The sequence below is a fragment of the Micromonospora olivasterospora genome (assembly GCF_007830265.1).
GTDB lineage: Bacteria > Actinomycetota > Actinomycetes > Mycobacteriales > Micromonosporaceae > Micromonospora > Micromonospora olivasterospora.
In genome coordinates this window covers 3,174,437-3,190,341 of the sequence record NZ_VLKE01000001.1, presented here as the reverse complement: position 1 = coordinate 3,190,341, position 15,905 = coordinate 3,174,437, and the positions used below count along the sequence as shown (strand labels likewise).

Annotated in this window: 14 protein-coding genes and 1 pseudogene; 9 read left to right on the top strand and 6 right to left on the bottom strand. The window is 72.8% G+C overall.

Annotated features, from left to right (window positions below):
- Nucleotides 1-68: 68 nt before the first annotated feature.
- Entirely contained in the window at nt 69-1,289 is a 1,221-nt protein-coding gene (locus JD77_RS14570; protein WP_145774877.1) for a hypothetical protein, read from the bottom strand.
- 299 nt (nt 1,290-1,588) lie between these two features.
- Here JD77_RS14570 and JD77_RS14565 point away from each other — a divergent pair, with 299 nt between their 5' ends.
- The gene (locus JD77_RS14565; protein ID WP_145774876.1) at nt 1,589-2,599 is read left to right on the top strand and encodes an NADPH:quinone reductase; all 1,011 of its coding nucleotides are present in this window, start codon (nt 1,589-1,591) and stop codon (nt 2,597-2,599) included.
- A 186-nt stretch (nt 2,600-2,785) separates the two neighbouring features.
- On the opposite strand, the pseudogene JD77_RS14560 reads toward JD77_RS14565, so the two are convergent.
- Nucleotides 2,786-4,026: pseudogene (locus tag JD77_RS14560) on the bottom strand (AMP-binding protein).
- 70 nt (nt 4,027-4,096) lie between these two features.
- Between JD77_RS14560 and JD77_RS14555 the strand changes: the two are divergent.
- On the top strand, nt 4,097-4,588 hold the full coding sequence (locus JD77_RS14555) for an NUDIX domain-containing protein (protein ID WP_145774875.1): 492 nt from the start codon (nt 4,097-4,099) through the stop codon (nt 4,586-4,588).
- Nucleotides 4,589-4,752: 164 nt separating this feature from the next.
- Here the strand turns inward: JD77_RS14555 and JD77_RS14550 are convergent, their stop codons facing one another.
- The gene (locus JD77_RS14550) at nt 4,753-6,402 is read right to left on the bottom strand and encodes an MDR family MFS transporter (protein ID WP_246140667.1); all 1,650 of its coding nucleotides are present in this window, start codon (nt 6,400-6,402) and stop codon (nt 4,753-4,755) included.
- A gap of 152 nt (nt 6,403-6,554) precedes the next feature.
- Between JD77_RS14550 and JD77_RS14545 the strand changes: the two genes are divergently transcribed.
- The 3 genes from JD77_RS14545 (at nt 6,555) to JD77_RS14535 (ending at nt 10,743) form a co-directional block, all read left to right on the top strand.
- On the top strand, nt 6,555-7,853 hold the full coding sequence (locus JD77_RS14545) for an MFS transporter (RefSeq protein WP_342799650.1): 1,299 nt from the start codon (nt 6,555-6,557) through the stop codon (nt 7,851-7,853).
- A gap of 98 nt (nt 7,854-7,951) precedes the next feature.
- Nucleotides 7,952-9,868, top strand: a complete 1,917-nt coding sequence (rfaE2, locus tag JD77_RS14540; RefSeq protein WP_246140666.1) for a D-glycero-beta-D-manno-heptose 1-phosphate adenylyltransferase — start codon at nt 7,952-7,954, stop codon at nt 9,866-9,868.
- Complete coding sequence (locus JD77_RS14535; RefSeq protein WP_145774872.1) at nt 9,865-10,743, top strand: glycosyltransferase family 2 protein; 879 nt, start codon at nt 9,865-9,867, stop codon at nt 10,741-10,743. Before rfaE2 ends, JD77_RS14535 begins: the two co-directional genes overlap by 4 nt.
- Nucleotides 10,744-10,746: 3 nt before the next feature.
- Here JD77_RS14535 and JD77_RS14530 read toward each other — a convergent pair whose 3' ends face one another.
- The 3 genes from JD77_RS14530 to JD77_RS14520 are packed head-to-tail and all read right to left on the bottom strand — an operon-like array spanning nt 10,747 to nt 12,906.
- Nucleotides 10,747-11,850, bottom strand: a complete 1,104-nt coding sequence (locus tag JD77_RS14530) for a glycosyltransferase family 9 protein (protein WP_145774871.1) — start codon at nt 11,848-11,850, stop codon at nt 10,747-10,749.
- A gap of 3 nt (nt 11,851-11,853) precedes the next feature.
- A complete protein-coding gene (locus JD77_RS14525) occupies nt 11,854-12,402 on the bottom strand; it encodes an Hsp20/alpha crystallin family protein (RefSeq protein ID WP_145774870.1) in 549 nt (182 codons plus the stop codon).
- Between the two features lie 18 nt (nt 12,403-12,420).
- Nucleotides 12,421-12,906, bottom strand: coding sequence for a DUF2231 domain-containing protein (locus JD77_RS14520; RefSeq protein WP_145774869.1), 486 nt, complete (start codon nt 12,904-12,906; stop codon nt 12,421-12,423).
- Between the two features lie 163 nt (nt 12,907-13,069).
- On the opposite strand from JD77_RS14520, the gene JD77_RS14515 reads away from it, so the two are divergent.
- The 4 genes from JD77_RS14515 to JD77_RS14500 all read left to right on the top strand — a co-directional run bounded on the left by JD77_RS14515 (nt 13,070) and on the right by JD77_RS14500 (nt 15,885).
- Complete coding sequence (locus JD77_RS14515; RefSeq protein WP_145774868.1) at nt 13,070-13,687, top strand: pyridoxamine 5'-phosphate oxidase family protein; 618 nt, start codon at nt 13,070-13,072, stop codon at nt 13,685-13,687.
- A gap of 282 nt (nt 13,688-13,969) precedes the next feature.
- The gene (locus JD77_RS14510) at nt 13,970-14,455 is read left to right on the top strand and encodes a GNAT family N-acetyltransferase (protein ID WP_145774867.1); all 486 of its coding nucleotides are present in this window, start codon (nt 13,970-13,972) and stop codon (nt 14,453-14,455) included.
- A 126-nt stretch (nt 14,456-14,581) separates the two neighbouring features.
- Nucleotides 14,582-15,106, top strand: a complete 525-nt coding sequence (locus JD77_RS14505) for an SRPBCC family protein (protein WP_145774866.1) — start codon at nt 14,582-14,584, stop codon at nt 15,104-15,106.
- 392 nt (nt 15,107-15,498) lie between these two features.
- Nucleotides 15,499-15,885 carry a hypothetical protein gene (locus JD77_RS14500; protein ID WP_145774865.1) on the top strand — a complete coding sequence of 129 codons (387 nt, stop codon included), beginning with the start codon at nt 15,499-15,501 and terminating at the stop codon, nt 15,883-15,885.
- The last annotated feature ends 20 nt before the right edge of the window (nt 15,886-15,905 follow it).

Here is a 15,905-nt window from a genome sequence, read left to right as displayed (position 1 = left end):
GGGTCACGGGCCTGCTCATCGTTCCGGCTCGGCGCGGGTGCGCAGCGGTGGTCACCACCGCGCCCCGGTCAGGTCAGGAAGTAGGAGTTGGTGGTCGAGCTGTTGTACGGCGAGTAGTTCCAGTAGTGGTACACCTGGCCGAGCTGACCCCACTTGGACCGGACGTAGTTGCTGGTGCCCACCCAGATACCCGAGTGGTCGTCGCTGGCGTAGGACAGCTTCATGTTGGCGAACCAGATGTACGGCACCTGCCACCTCGTGTAGCTGCCGTCCTGCCAGTACCTGTCGTCGCCGGGGGTGTTCATCCAGCGGTCGTTCGCCGTGGACGTGCTGTACCAGGCGTACGAGTGGCAGTTGTACTTGCGCGTGGAGCCCCGCTCGAGCGTCGCCGACGGGTAGTTGTTGTACACGTAGTTGTTGTTGGCCGTGATCTGGGCGCTGGTCAGTTCGGTGGTCATCGTGGTGACCGAGACCGCGCTGCCCCTCGGGGTGTAGACCGTGCTGGCGTAGTCCTGCGTGCCGAACCCGTCGGTCACCTCGTGGCGGACGAGCGGTTGGGTCATGTGCTGGCGCACGGCGTTCAGGGTGGCGGTCGTCGCGCCGGGGGCGAGCTGGATGCCCTCCCGCAGCAGCTGGGACTGCTTCCAGTCCCAGCCCTCCCGCTCGGCGAGCGCCCGGCCGAGCACGACGGCGGTGGGCTCCAGCCCCGCTTCGCCGTACACCGCGGCGTGGCTCTGCTTGACGGCGAACTTCTCCTGCCCGACGCGCATCAGCGATTCGAGTTGACCCGCCGTCATGGCGCCGAGAACCTGGGGCTGCGCGAGCACGCTCTCCAGCTTCCAGGCGTCGAGCGTCCGGTTACCGGCCTGCAGTTCGGTGTCCGTCGACGGGATGCGAACGTCCAGCTTCTGGTAGCGGTCGAGCAGCACCGCGGGCGCGTCCGGGCGGCGCAGCAGCTCGCGGAGCCCGGTGAATCGGGAGGCCACGACCTCGAGACCGTGCTGGACGTTGTTGAATGCCAGCGCGTCGGGCAGCAGCGGATAGTCCAGTACCGCCGTGGTGAGCTGCTCGGTGCTCATTTTCGCGATGGTCGCACGCGGGATCTGTACGGCGTCCACCATCGCGTCGTGCGTGGCAAGCTTGCTCCACTCAGGTGTGCCGCCCTTGATGGCGTAGTGGAATGACGTAGCCGCCGCGCCTGCCGGTTGCGCGGGCACGAGCCCGACGGCCACCACCGCGGCGACGACGGAGAACATTGCCCTTCTTGTCACCCGACTGGGTTTGCCCATTTTTCGTCCTTTCGGCCCATCGCGGGCTCAATCGATCTAGTTGAATCTATCACTAGATCATCACTCTCCGTGGTTGGCGACGGATTTCGGACACTCGCCCGGCCGGCACCCGACAGCCACGACCGGCAACGCCAGGGCCCTCCCCGGCGCCTCCGACGGCGGCCGGCCGACCCCGGAGGTCGTCGCCGGGCTCGGCTGATCCGCCGCAACCGTGCCTACCGGGGTCGGAATGATCCCGTACCGTCCGGGTAGCGGGGACGCGGGCGCGCGGCCCGGGCGTCGAGGCTGAGGAGGCGGCGATGAAGGCGATCGTGTACGAGACCAACGGCGACCCCTCGGTGCTCCAGCTCGTGGACCGGCCGGTGCCCGAGCCCGGGCCCGGCGAGGTCCTGGTGCGGGTGGCCGTCTCCGGGGTGAACCCGACCGACTGGAAGGCCCGCCGGCAGTGGCCGCTGTCGGCCGGCTGGCAGATCCCCGGCCAGGACGGCGCCGGGGTCGTGGAGGCGGTCGGCGAGGGCGTGGACCAGGGGCTGGTCGGCGAGCGGGTGTGGCTCTGGGAGGCGGCCTGGCAGCGGCCCTGGGGCACGGCCGCCGAGTACACGGTGGTGCCCGTCCGGCAGGCGGTGCCGCTCGGTGACGCCTCCTTCGACCTGGGTGCGTGCCTCGGCATCCCGTTCCTGACCGCGCACCGCTGCCTGACCGCCGGCGAGTTCATGCCGGACAAGCTGCACGCGGGCGCGCTCGCCGACCACACGGTGCTGGTGCAGGGCGGGGCGGGCGCGGTCGGCAACGCGGCGATCCAGCTCGCCCGCTGGGCCGACGCCTGCGTGATCACCACGGTGAGCAGCCCGGAGAAGGCGAACCTGGCGGCGGCGGCCGGCGCGTCCCACGTGATCAACTACCGGGAGCAGGACGTCGTCGAGGAGGTCCGCAAGATCGCGCCCGACGGGGTACACACCGTGGTCGAGGTCTCCCCGGCGCGCAACGCGGCGGTCGACGTGCAGGTGCTGCGCCCGGGCGGGGCGGTCTGCGCGTACGCCGACGACGGCGGGGGCGAGGTGACCCTGCCGGTCCGCGCGCTGATGGTGCCGAACGCCCGCTGGCAGTTCGTGCTGATCTACACGGCTCCGACGGCCGCCAAGGCGCAGGGGGTGCTGGACGTCGCGGCGGCGGCGGCCCAGGGCGGGATCCGGGTCGGCGAGGAAGCGGGCCTGCCGCTGCACCACTACTCGCTGGCCTCGGCAGGGGCCGCACACGAGGCGGTGGAGACCTCGACGGTCGGGAAGGTGCTGGTCAGCGCCACCGAGTGAGACCTGTTCACCAGCTGTTTTCCCCGACGGCGGGACAGAGCCGAACAAGTTTCGCAACAATGGTCTTGCGGGACGATCCCGCAGGAGTGGGCGGCCCCGGCGCGGTGCGAACGCCGGGGCCGCCCCTGGGGAGGGAGGTTCAGGAGTATCCCCCTGCCCAATCAGGCGACGAACGGCCTGACGTCGTTACGGCGCTGTCAGCTCCCGGACAGGCAGGCCGCCTTCGGCGTACCGGGAGCGGAGCACCTTCTTGTCGAACTTGCCGACGCTGGTCTTCGGGACCGCGTCGACGAACGCCCACCGCTCGGGCAGCTGCCAGTGCGCCACCGACTTCGCGAGGAACTCGCGCAGCTCCTCGGGCGGGTCCGGGCCGTCGTCCCCGACGTACCGGGCGGTGACCCACGGGCCGCGGACCTCCAGCTCGCCGACGGAGGCCCCGTCGGCGGGCAGCGGTTCACCCGACGGGCCGACGATGCGCGCCGCGACCCCGGCGGGAATCCGGCCCTGGGTGTACCGGTAGCGCCAGGCGTCCTCGCCGGTCGCGCCGGCCGGCGGCCGGGCGACCGAGCCGAGCGGGGACATCTCGGTCATCCCCCAGGCGTGGACGATCTCGATGCCGTGCCGCTCGTGGAACGCGTGCATCAGCGCCGGTGGGCAGGCCGAGCCGCCGACGATCACCTCCCTGAGCGAGGCGGTGTCCACGTCGCGGCCGTCCAGGTAGCCGAGCAGGTCGGTCCAGATGGTCGGCACCGCGCCGGCCAGCGTGGGCCGCTCGGCGGCGATCATCTCGGCGATCGGGGCGGCCTGGAGGAACCGGTCCGGCATGATCACCGACGCGCCGGAGACGAACGCCGCGTACGGCAGCCCCCACGACATGGCGTGGAACATCGGCACGATGACCAGCTCGCGGGTGGTCGGGCCGAGGCCGAACGACTCCGGCAGGCAGACCTGGAGCGAGTGCAGGTAGATGGACCGGTGCGAGTAGGCGACCCCCTTGGGGTTGCCCGTGGTCCCGGAGGTGTAGCAGAGGGCTGCCGGACGCTGGTCATCTGGCCGATCGACTTCGCCAGCAGCGGGATGAGCGTCGTGTCGACCAGCACCACCCGGTCCTCGGCGTGGTTGGCGATGTAGGCCACCTGGTCGGGGAAGAGCCGGATGTTGAGCGTGTGCAGCACCGCGCCCATGCTCGGCACGGCGAAGTATGCCACCAGGTGTTCTGCGTTGTTCCACATGAAGGTGCCGACCCGCTCGTCGCCGGTGACCCCGCACTCGTCGCGCAGCGCGTGGGCCAGCCGGGCGGCGACCCGCCCCACCTCGGCGTACGACATGCGACGGGGCTCGCCGCCGGTCCAGGTGACCACCTCGGCGTCGTGGTGCACGGTGGCGCCGTGTTCGAGGATCCGGGCGACCTGGATCGGGGCGTCCATCATCGTGCTACGCATGGGTAACAAGCTAGTGTCGCCGGTCACACGTTGGGAACCCCCGTAAATTGTCCGGGTGAGCATCTCGTGGGCCGATTCGTACGTGGGTCAGCTGCGCGCCCTGGCCGGTGACCGCACATTGATGTTCGTCGGCGCCCGCGCCGTGGTCCGCGACAACGCGGGACGGGTGCTGCTGATCCGGCGCTCGGACAACGGGCAGTGGGCGATGCCGGCCGGCGCGATGGAGCTTGGCGAGTCGATCGCCGACTGCGCCGTGCGCGAGGTGCGCGAGGAGACCGGGCTGCGAGCTCTGCGGGTCGGGGCGTTCGCCCTCTACACCGGCCCGGACCGGATCAACACCAACATGTACGGCCACACGTACCAGGTCTTCACCGTCGCCTTCCGGGTGGAGGACTGGGACGGGGACGTGGCCCGGGTCACCGACGAGACCACCGACGCCGGCTTCTTCCCCCGCGACCGACTCCCCGCCCCGCTGTCGGCCTCGATCACCGAGACGCTGGCCGACCTGGACGTCTTCGAGCAGACCAACCGGCTGATCCTCAAGTAGGCCGGGCGCCCGGTGCCGGCCCGCCGCACGCCACGCGCGGGCGGGCCGGCGCGGCCGGGTGACCTCCCCCGTTCGCCGGCGCCCGGCCGGGAGCCGGCGGGCTTCCGGCTCCCCCCGTACAGGCGGCGATTCCCCCGATTCCGTTACCTGATCGATCCGCTCCGTCACAACATGGTCTGACTCTTGGCCTGCATGTCGGCGGCAGCCTCGTCCTTCGACTCCTTCGTGAGCGGCTTGCCGCCCGGCGCGGGGGCCTTTCCGCCCAGCGGGTCGGCCCCGCCCGTGGCGCCCTGCGGCCCGGCCCCGCGCAGCTTCTCGTTCGGCAGCGCCAGGGTGACCAGCACTGCCACGATGGCGACCAGCCCGGCGGTGAGGAAGACCAGGTGCAGCGAGTCGACGAACGCGGCCTGGACGGCGGCGCGCACCGGGCCGGGCAGGGCCAGGATCGTCGACGGCTCGTTGATCGAGATGTTCGTCCCGCCACGGGCCGCCACCGCGGCCCGCTGGTCGGGCGGGAGCTGGGCGATCGCGCCCGGCAGCCGGTCGGCGAGCTGGCCGGTGAGCTGCGACGACAGCACCGCGCCGAGGATCGCCACCCCGAACGACCCGCCCAGCGACCGGAAGAACGTGGCCGAGGAGGTGGCCGCGCCGAGGTCCCGGAGGGCCACCCCGTTCTGCACGGCGAGGATCAGCGACTGCATGCACAGGCCCAGTCCGACGCCGATCACCACCATGTAGCCGAACGCCAGCCACAGCGAGGTGTCCACGGCCAGGCGGGTGAACAGCAGCATGCCGGCGACCAGCACGACCGTGCCCGCCACCGGGCACCACTTGTACCGGCCGATCCGGCTCATCGCCTGGCCGGTGAGGATCGAGGTGACGATGATGCCGGCCATCATCGGCAGCATCAGCAGGCCGCTGCGGGTCGGCGAGGAGCCCTTGACGATCTGCAAATACAGCGGGATGAAGATGATCGACCCGAACATCACCAGGCCGAGCACGAAGCCGGCGGCGTTGGCCAGCGCGAACGTCGCGCCGCGGAACAGCCGCAGCGGCAGGATCGGCTCGGCGACCCGGGACTCCTGGAGCAGGAAGAGCGCGGCCAGCACCGCCCCCGCCGCGAACAGCCCGATGATGACGCCGGAGCGCCAGGCGTACGAGGTGCCGCCCCAGCTCAGCGCGAGCAGCAGGCAGCTCACCCCGGCGACCAGCAGGCCCGCCCCGATCCAGTCGATCGTGTGCTCCCGGCGCTGGAACGGGACCAGCCGCATGACGTGGTAGCAGACGACGATGGCGAGGATCGCCAGCGGCACGTTGATGTAGAAGATCCACCGCCAGTTCGTCTCGGCGAAGTAGCCGCCGACCAGGGGCCCGGCCACCGAGGAGAGGCCGAAGACCGCCCCGAACAGCCCCTGGTACCGGCCGCGCTCCCGGGGCGACACGACGTCCGAGATGATCGTGAACGCGAGCGTCATCAGGCCGCCGGCGCCGAGCCCCTGCACGCCCCGGGTGAGGATGAGCTGGGTCATGTTCTGCGACAGCCCGGCCAGCAGCGAGCCGAGCAGGAACGTCCCGATGGAGAAGAGGAAGACCGGGCGGCGGCCGTACAGGTCGGCCATCTTGCCGTACAGCGGGGTCGAGGCCGTGGAGGCGAGCAGGTACGCGGTGACCACCCACGAGTAGTGGTTGATTCCGCCCAACTGGCCGACGATGGTGGGCAACGCCGTACCGACGATGGTCTGGTCCAGCGCGGCCAGCAGCATGCCGGTCATCAGGCCGAACATGAGCAGTCGGAGCTGGCGGGCGGTCAGCACGGGTCGACTCTGGGCTTCGGCGGTCACCCCGCGTTCTTTCCCTTCTGGCGCGGAACATGCCCGCCCGCCGTCGCCCGGTGACGCCGGTGACTCCGGCGCGGGAAAACCGAAAACCCCTCGACAGCGCCCTGTCGTCCCGCCACCATCCGCTCGTGAGACTGCTCCGCCGGCTGGCGCTGGACGTCACGCCGTTACGCACGTCCCGGGACTTCCGGCTGGTCTTCTCGGCGGCCGGCGTGTCCGGGTTCGGGTCGTTCATCACGTACGTGACCGTGCCATACCAGGTGTACGAGCTCACCCGCGATCCGCTGCTCGTCGGCCTGCTCGGCGTCTGCGAGCTCGTACCCCTGCTCGTCATGGCCTTCGTCGGCGGCGCCCTCGCCGACTACCTGGACCGGCGGCTGCTGGTGCTCGGCGGCGAGATCGGGTTCACGCTGCTCTGCGCGGCCCTGCTGGTCAACTCGCTCGGGTCGAGCCCGCAGCTGTGGCTGCTCTACCTGGTGGCCGCGCTGACGGCCGCGCTGGACGGGTTGCAGCGCCCGGCCCTGGAGGGGCTGACGCCGCGCGTCGTCGCGCCCGACGAGATCCCGGCGGCGAGCGCCCTGAACTCGCTGCGGATGCAGGTGGCGCAGCTCGGCGGCCCCGCGGTCGCCGGGCTGCTGATCGCCTCGGTGGACCTGGCCTGGGTGTACGCCATCGACCTGGCCACGTTCGCGTTCTCGCTGGCCTGCCTGGCGCTGGTGCGGGCGGTGCCGCCGCCCCCGGCCGCCGACCGCCCGTCGCTGCGGTCGGTGCTGACCGGCCTGCGGTACGCCCGCAGCCGCCCCGAACTGCTCGGCACGTACCTGGTCGACATCAACGCCATGTTCTTCGGCATGCCGCAGGCGCTGTACCCGTTCATGGCGGCCAGGCTGGGCGGGCCGGCGGTGCTCGGGCTGCTCTACGCCGCTCCGGCGGTCGGCTCGCTGGTCGCGACCCTCGGCTCCGGCTGGACCTCCCGGGTGCACCGGCACGGCCTGATGGTGGTGCTCGCGGCCGGCGCCTGGGGCCTGGCGATCGTCGGCTTCGGCCTGGTCGGCTCGCTGTGGCTGGCCCTGTTCTTCCTGGCGCTGGCCGGCGCGGCGGACATGGTCTCCGGCCTGTTCCGCATGATCATCTGGAACCAGACGATCCCCGACCACCTGCGCGGCCGGCTCGCCGGCATCGAGATGCTGTCGTACTCGACCGGGCCGCTGCTCGGCCAGCTCCGCTCCGGCCTGGTGGCCCGTACGCCGCTCGGTGTCGGCGGGTCGATCGTCTCCGGCGGGGTCCTGTGCGTGCTCGGCACGGCGGCGTTGGCCGCCGCGCTGCCGTCGTTCCTCCGCTACGACGGCCGCGACGGCCTGGCCCGCAAGCAGGCCGAGGACGCCGCCTGGGCGGCCGCCGCGGCCGCCCCCGCCCAGCCTGGCTGATCATGGGGCCGGCGGGGCCGGGGGAGGTGGGCTGGCCAGGGGGAACGGCGGCGGTGGTCCCAGGTTTGACACGGCACGGCCGGGGGACCCCGACGGACATGGCAGCAGCAGCGGAAGAGCGCCGGCTCGCCACCGTCGTGGAAAGCTGGCTGGGACGTCCCGTGCTGGTGATCGGCGACGCCATGCTCGACGAGTGGCGGTTCGCCGAGTCGGACCGGCTCTGCCGGGAGGCGCCCGCGCCGGTCCTCACCCTCCGCCGGCGCATCTCGGCGGCCGGCGGCGCGGCGAACACGGCCGTCAACGTCGCCGCACTCGGGGGCCGGGCGGTCCTGGTCGCCCCGGTCGGCGCCGACGTGGCCGGCGACGAGCTGCACGACTGCCTGGACCGGGCCGGCGTCTGGGACCGTACGGTCAGCCAGCCCCACCGGGCGACCCCGGTGAAGCGACGGATGCTCGCCGGCAACCAGATCCTGCTGCGCGAGGACTCCGGCGACCCGGACGACGTGCTGGACGACGACGGCGTGGCCCGGCTGCTGACGGCGCTGGAGTGTGCCACCGAGGAGCTGCGGGCCGCCGCCGGAGGCGAGCCGCCCACCCTCGTGGTCTGCGACTACGGGCTCGGCGCGCTGCCCGCGCCGGTACGCGCCTGGCTGGTCGCCGCCCGCGAGCGGTACGCCACCGTCGCGCTGGACGCGCACGACCTCGCCGACTGGCGGGGCCTCGCTCCGACCGTGGTCACGCCGAGCTTCGCCGAGGCGACCCGGCTGCTGGCACGGGCGGCCTCCCGTACCGACTCGCACCTGCACCTGGACCATCCGGGGGTCGACCCGGCGGACGGACCGTCGGAGCTGAGCGTGGGGACCGCGCCCGGCGGCCTCGGGCGCCCCACGGGCCTGACCGGCGAGCCGACGCCCGGCGAGGAGAGGGTGACGGTGACCGGCGACGGGCTCAGCGTCACCGGTGCCGGCGTGGACGCGAGGGCCGGCGACGGGGTGGACCGGGCCCTGCTGGCCCAGGCGCGCCTCGCCGAGCTGCGCGCGCACACGGGCGCGGACGTGGTGGCGGTGACCCTGGACACCGACGGCGCGGTGGTCGGCGGCACGGACGGCGAGCCGCGGCGCAGCCACAGCACCCCCGTACCGGCCAGCCACGCCGTGGGAGCGGGCGACGCGTACCTGGCGGCGATGACGCTGGCCCTGGCCGCCGACGCGCCGCTGCCGACCGCCGCCCAACTCGCCCAGCTCGCGGCCACCATCACCGTGTCGGACACCGGTACCTGCGTGTGCCGGCGCGAGGACCTGCTGGCGGCGCTCGGCGCCGGCGGCGCCGACACCGGGAACCGGGTGCCGGTCTCCCCGGAGGAGCTGGCCCTCATCGTGGCCACCCACCGCGGCGAGGGCCGCTCGGTGGTCTTCACCAACGGCTGCTTCGACGTGTTGCACCCGGGGCACGTGCGCTACCTGGAGCAGGCGCGGGCGCTCGGCGACCTGCTGGTGGTCGCCGTGAACTCCGACGGCAGCGTCCGCCGGCTGAAGGGGCCGGACCGCCCGGTCAACCCGGTCGAGGACCGCGTCACCCTGCTCGCCGCGCTCGCGTGCGTCGACCATGTGGTCGTCTTCGAGGAGGACTCCCCGGCGGAGCTGATCGAGGCGGTCCGCCCGGACGTGTACGTCAAGGGCGGCGACTACCCGCCGGAGATGGTCCCGGAGGCGCCGCTGGTGCGCCGCCTCGGCGGTCAGGTCCGCACCCTCGGATACGTGCCGGACCGCTCCACCTCGGCGATCATCGAGCGGATCCGCGCCAACGGCCGGGACGGCGCGTACGGCCGGGACCGGGCCGACGGCCGGAGTCGGGCCAACGCCCGGAACCAGACCGACGGCCGGAGCCGAGTCGACGGCCGGAACCAGGTCGACGGCCGGCGCGCCGCCGAGGGCCCGGACGGCGGGCCGCGCGACGCCGACCGGGCGCCGGCCCGCCGGGGCACCACCGCGCCCGTGCGGGGCAGGCCGGCGTGAACCGGCCGCTCGACCTCGGCACCGCCGCGCGGTTCCGCCGGGAACGGCAACTCGACGTGCTGATCCCGACCTGCAACCGCCCCGCCGAGCTGGCGGTCACGCTCTCCGGGCTGGCCGCGCAGGAGGGCGTGCCCGGGTTCGGAGTGGTGGTCAGCGACCAGTCCGACGACCTTCCCGCGTACGCCCACCCGGCGGCGGCGACGATGGTGCGCGCGCTGCGCCACCGGGGCCACCCGGTCCTGCTGACCCGTCGGCTGCCCCGGCGCGGGCTGGCCGAGCACCGGGCGTACCTGCTCGACCTGTCCGCGGCCCGGTACGTGCTCTGCCTCGACGACGACGTCTGGCTGGAGCCGGGCACCCTGCGCCGGCTGGTCACCGCGATCGGCGAGCTGGGCTGCGGCTTCGTCGGCAATGCCGTGCACGGCCTGTCGTACGTCGACGACGTCCGCCCGGAGACGCACGGGCACTACGAGGAGTGGGTGGGCCGGCCCGTGCCGGAGCGGGTCCGCCCCGGCACCCGGGAGTGGCACCGGTCGGCCATCCACCCGGCGGCGAACCTGCTGCACGTCACCGAGAAGCTGCGCCTGCCGCCGGGGGCGTGGCGGGCGTACAAGGTCTCCTGGATCGGCGGGTGCGTGCTGTACGACCGGGCGGCGCTGGTCGACTCGGGCGGCTTCGACTTCTGGCGGCGGGTGCAGGTGAACCACCAGGGCGAGGACGTGGCCGCCCAGCTCGCCGTGCTGGAGCGCCACGGCGGCGCGGGCGTCCTGCCCAGCGGGGCGTACCACCTGGAGTCGCCGACCACGGTCACCGACCGCGGCGTGGAGGCGTGGGAGGTCGTGTTGGCCGAGTCGGACGCCCCGCAGCCGGCCTGAGCGTCACGCCAGCAGCTCGCGGGCCGCCTCCACCACCTCGACGACCGGCACGTCCCCGACGAACGAGTCGCGGTGCGGGCACTCGCCGTCGCCGGGGCGGTGCGGGTAGATCCCCGGGGTGCAGTCGACCCCGCAGACCGGGCAGTGCACCGTCCAGGAGGCGATCGGGCGGTGCCGACCGCGCAGCGGGTGCCCCGTGTTGATCATGTTGCCGATCCAGTAGATCCCCACCGTGGCCGCGCCGACGGCGGCGGCCAGGTGCAGCGGGCCGGTGTCATTGGCGACGACGAGCGCGCAGCCCGCGTAGCAGGCGGCCAGCCCGCCGAGGCTGAGCGTGCCGACCTGCGGCCGGACCGGCACCCCGGCCGCCGCGACCACCCGGTCCACGACCTCCCGCTCCGCCGGGCTGCCGGTGACCAGCACCTCGCAGCCGTCGCCGACCAGGGCGCGGGCGACCTCGGCGAAGCGCTCCGCCGGCCAACGCCGGCGGGTGTCGGTGGCACCCGGGTGCAGCGCCACCCGGGGCCGCGTCGGCTCGCCGAGCACCCGCGCCGCCTCGGCCCGGTCGGCCTCCGTGACCGCCAGCGTCGGGACGATCGTGGTGGCGGGCGCCCCGACCAGGGCGGCCACCTCCAGGTAGCGCAGCACCTCGTGCTGGTAGTAGACGTACCGGATCCAGCGGTCCAGCGGCGGCGCGTCCTCGGCCCGCAGCCCGGCGGTGACCCGGGCCCCGAGGCCGGCCACGACCGGGTTGGAGTTGCCGCCGCCGCCGTGCACCTGCAGCGCCAGGTCGAAGCGTTCCTCGCGGGCCGCCGCCAGGAACGCCGCCATCGGGGTCTCCGGCTCGCCCGGGTCGGGCCCCCGGATGCCGGGCGCCGGCGGGACCACCAGCACCCGGTCCACCGGGCCGGGCCGGTCGCGCCAGAGCTCCGCGTGCCAGGGCGCGCCGAGCAGCACGATCTCCGCCCCCGGGTACGCGGCGCGCAGCGCGTCCAACGCGGGCAGGACGAAGATGAAGTCGCCGAGCGCGTTCGCGCGCAGTACGGCGATCCGCGCGACGTCGGGTACGCGTTCGCCGACCGGGCCGAGCGGGGACGGGACGCCCACGCGTTACGGCCGGTCGATCTCGTCGGCGGTGTCCGGGCGGTGCAGTTCCCGGTCGGCGGCCGGGTCGGCGGGGCTGGTGCTGCCGGCCGCCGTCCGGTGGCCGGCACGGCCGATGGTGATGGTGCGTGGCGCGGGCCGGGCCGCCCGGGGCAGCTGGACGCGGAGCAGCCCGTGGTCCATCACCGCGTCGACGCGCTCCGGGTCCACCCGCGACGGCAGGTCGATCCGGTACTCGAAGCCGCGGGTGGTGAACCCGCCGGGGATGCCCTGGTCAGCGTTGACCTCGGCCTCCGAGCGGGCCCGGACGCACAGCTCGCGCTCCTCCAGCTCGACGGCCACCTCCTCCGGGGCGACGCCGGGCAGCCGTACGATCGCCTCCCAGCCCTCGGCGGTCTCCACCAGCTCCACCTCGGGCAGGGCGGACCGCCCACCGCCGACGAGCCGGCTCAGCTCGGACCGCAGCGAGTGCAGCTCGCCCATCGGGTCCCAGCCCTGCTGCCGCCCGCGCCAGGCCCGGCCGAGGCCGCCGCCACCGCTGGACTGTTCGCTCATTCGCACGTCTCCCATCCGTCAGCGGGCCGCCGGGGGCCGCAGTGAGCTGGGCGCGTCGAGGTTGGCCTCCCGGTTGACGCCGACGCCGAGCCGGTCGACCAGTTCCCCGCCGAGCCAGGCGCTGGCGCCGAGGATGGCCAGCGCGACCACCTCGATGGCGATCAGCGCGCCACCGGCCGTCCGGTACTCGGAGTTGAGCCGGACCACCCACACGGCGGCGAAGAGCAGGATCACCGCGAGGTTCGCGGCGGCGTGGCTGAGCGCCACCCGCTTGGCGCGGGTCCCGGTGGGGATGGCCAGCAGGTCGAACGCCCCGGCCCCCGCGGCCAGCAGTCCACCGATCAGGCCGACCAGGATGTTCCAGTACGCCACCTCGCCGAGGAACTTCGGGCCGCCGAGGGCATCGATGACGTCGAAGATCACCGCGGTGACCAGCAGGCCGACGGGGAATGGAATCAGCATGGGATGCACGGGGTGACCGAGCACCTTGAGTCGGCTCTCCATCGCGACCTCCGTTGGTCGGTTCTCCGACGCGCCGGTCGAGGCGGTACCCGGCGCACCGGTACACAAACCTCGCGCTCGACGCGCTTGCCTAGGCTGGGCGGACGGGGGCCTACGGCACCGGGCCGCACGCCGCCACCGAGGTCAACGGTCGGGGGAGGATGACGTGACGGTGGAGATCACCTCGCACGAGGAGCTGCGCGAGCTGCTGGGGACGCCGACGCCCCGCGCGGCGCACAAGGAACGGACGACCCTGCACGAGCTGGACCGGCAGTGGCTGGCCGCCGCGCCGTTCTGCCTCGTCGCCACGGCCGGCGCGGACGGCACCTGCGACGTCTCCCCGAAGGGCGACCCGCCAGGCTTCACCCTCGTCCTGGACGACCGGACCATCGCGATCCCCGAGCGCCCCGGCAACCGGCGGGCGGACGGCTACCGCAACATCCTCGACAACCCGCACGTCGGCCTGATCTACCTGATCCCGGGCCGGACGGACACCCTGCGGATCAACGGCCGGGCCCGCCTGGTGCGGGACGCGCCGTTCTTCGACGACATGGTGGTCAAGGGCCACCGCCCGGTGCTCGCGATCGTCGTCGAGGTCGAGCAGGTCTTCTACCACTGCGCCAAGGCGTTCCTGCGGTCGCGGCTGTGGCAGCCGGAAACCTGGCACCCGGACGTCCTGCCGTCCCGGGCCCGGCTCGTCAAGACGGTCGAGGCGCCGCCGGAGAGCCTGGCGGAGCTGGAGCGCCACTACGGTCCGCAGTACGTCGAGTCCATCTACACCTGAGGGCGGGCTCGGCGCAGGTCCGGCCGGGAGGGGACGTTTGGGCCGGCGGCTCAGGGTACTGATACCGGCGACGGCCCAGAGCTGCGGCTGATACCCGCAGCGCTCCGACGGGCGGCAGAGCAACTTCTTCCGGCTGGAGAACCCGGACCGCGAGGACGGCTGAGCGGCGAGGGGAACACCGAGCGGAGGCCCGGGTCGGCGCGTCGGCCCGGGCCTCTCGTCGTCTTCCACGGCCGGAAACGGCTCGGCGCGGCCCGGCCGCCCCTGTTAGCGTCGGCCCCCGTGCTGATCCGCGAGTTCACCGAGGCCGACTGGGCCCAGGTCTGGCCGATCGTCAGCGAGGTGGTCCGGGCCGAGGAGACCTTCCCGTACGACCCGGCGATGACCGCCGAGCAGGCGTACGGGATGTGGGTGGAGCGCCCGCCCGGGCGGACCGTCGTGGCGGTCGAGGGCGACCGGGTCCTCGGCACGGCCAAGATGGGCACCAACCGGCCGGGTCCCGGCTCGCACGTCGCCACGGCGAGCTTCATGGTCGCGGCGGAGGCGCGCGGGCGCGGGGTCGGCACGGCCCTGTGCCGGGACGCGCTGGACTGGGCGCGCGGGCGCGGCTACGCCGGGATGCAGTTCAACGCGGTGGTCGAGACGAACCACGCGGCGGTGGAGCTGTACCGGCGGCACGGGTTCGAGATCGTCGGCACCGTGCCCGGGGCGTTCGCCCACCCGGCGAGGGGACGGGTCGGGCTGCACGTCATGTACTGCGACTTCTGACCGCCGCGTCAGTGTGAGCGGCGTCCCCATTGGACCTGTTTGGGGCCACCGACCCGGGGTAGGACTCCTGGTGGACGCGAAAGCTCTCCGAGACGAGAGCACCAAGACCCACCCGAAGGAGTGATCATGACTACCAGGGTCGAGAAGTCCGTCGAGGTGAACGTTCCGGTCAGCACCGCGTACAACCAGTGGACGCAGTTCGAGGAGTTCCCGAAGTTCATGGGCGGCGTCAAGGAGGTGCGCCAGCTCGACGACCGGCGGATGCACTGGATCGCCGAGATCGCCGGAGTGAAGCGCGAGTGGGACGCCAAGATCCTTGAGCAGGTGCCCGACCGCAAGGTGGCCTGGGCGGCGACCGAGGGTGCGACCAACGCCGGCGCCGTCCACTTCCAGCCCGTGGGCGTCGACCGCACGATGGTGAAGCTCTTCCTCGAGTACGAGCCGGAGGGTGCCATCGAGCAGGTCGGCGACAAGCTGCACATCGTCGAGAAACGGGCCGAGGGCGACCTGGAGCGGTTCAAGGAGTACATCGAGGGCCGGGGCGTCGAGACGGGCGCCTGGCGCGGCACGATCGACGAGGGCCGCCGGCTCGGCACCCCCGGTGCCGAGTACGCCGCGGGCACCCTGGGCGACAGCGGTCGCCTGAGCTGACCCTGCGTCCACCCGGGAGGCCCGGACCGCTCCGCGGTCCGGGCCTCCCCGTGCGAGAGCCACTTCGACCGCCCACCGGTATCGAATTCGACGATGGGGGTCGTTCCAGCGGCGGCCGGGTACTCCCGTATCAACATCGATGGCACCCTCGTCGGGACGGCCTGACCACCGAGCACGGAACGTCATGAACCGCTACTCGGAATGGCTCAGTGAGCCGGCGAGCCTCAGCCTCGCAGTGCACTCATTGTCGTCACTCACCGTAACAACTCCCGATTTTATCTATCACTTCTCCACCAGAGAAGCCGTGAACCATCCTCCAGCTGTGCACGTGAGGGAGGTGTACGCAACATGCGCCAGGCAACTGGCAACCGGACAGACAGGAGCGGAGCAGCATGGCCAAGAATGTTCAGGATCGGCGTGGCGGGTGGCGGCGAGCAAAGATTGTCGGCCTTCTCGCCGCTGCTGCCACGGTGGGGACGCTCGCGTCCGCGACTCCGGCCTTCGCGTCCACCGGCACGACGACGGTGTGCAGCAAGGGCAACTACGGCTCGCAACTCGTATTTGTGAATCGGGGCGGCTTCGCCACGTTCGTTATGCCCCCGGGCAAGTGCACTTCGGTCCACTTCGGCAAGTACCGCAGCGAGCGGGTTGATGTCTACGGATACAACGGCGCCAAGGTCTTCCTCGGCTACGCGTACATCAACGACTGGAAGAGGAGCACGTTCAACACGTATGGCAGCATTCCTGGATCGCCGTACTTCAAGCTTTCGGTGAGCTGACCTGTGGTAGAAGCGCCGAG

Bases quoted from the DNA above. Each gene is read 5' to 3' on its own strand.
- JD77_RS14505 (WP_145774866.1), top strand. From the start codon at position 14,582: ATGACTACCAGGGTCGAGAAGTCCGTCGAGGTGAACGTTCCGGTCAGC.
- JD77_RS14520 (WP_145774869.1), bottom strand. From the start codon at position 12,906: ATGGAGAGCCGACTCAAGGTGCTCGGTCACCCCGTGCATCCCATGCTG.
- JD77_RS14525 (WP_145774870.1), bottom strand. From the start codon at position 12,402: ATGAGCGAACAGTCCAGCGGTGGCGGCGGCCTCGGCCGGGCCTGGCGC.
- JD77_RS14565 (WP_145774876.1), top strand. From the start codon at position 1,589: ATGAAGGCGATCGTGTACGAGACCAACGGCGACCCCTCGGTGCTCCAG.
- JD77_RS14570 (WP_145774877.1), bottom strand. From the start codon at position 1,289: ATGGGCAAACCCAGTCGGGTGACAAGAAGGGCAATGTTCTCCGTCGTC.
- rfaE2 (WP_246140666.1), top strand. From the start codon at position 7,952: ATGGCAGCAGCAGCGGAAGAGCGCCGGCTCGCCACCGTCGTGGAAAGC.
- JD77_RS14500 (WP_145774865.1), top strand. From the start codon at position 15,499: ATGGCCAAGAATGTTCAGGATCGGCGTGGCGGGTGGCGGCGAGCAAAG.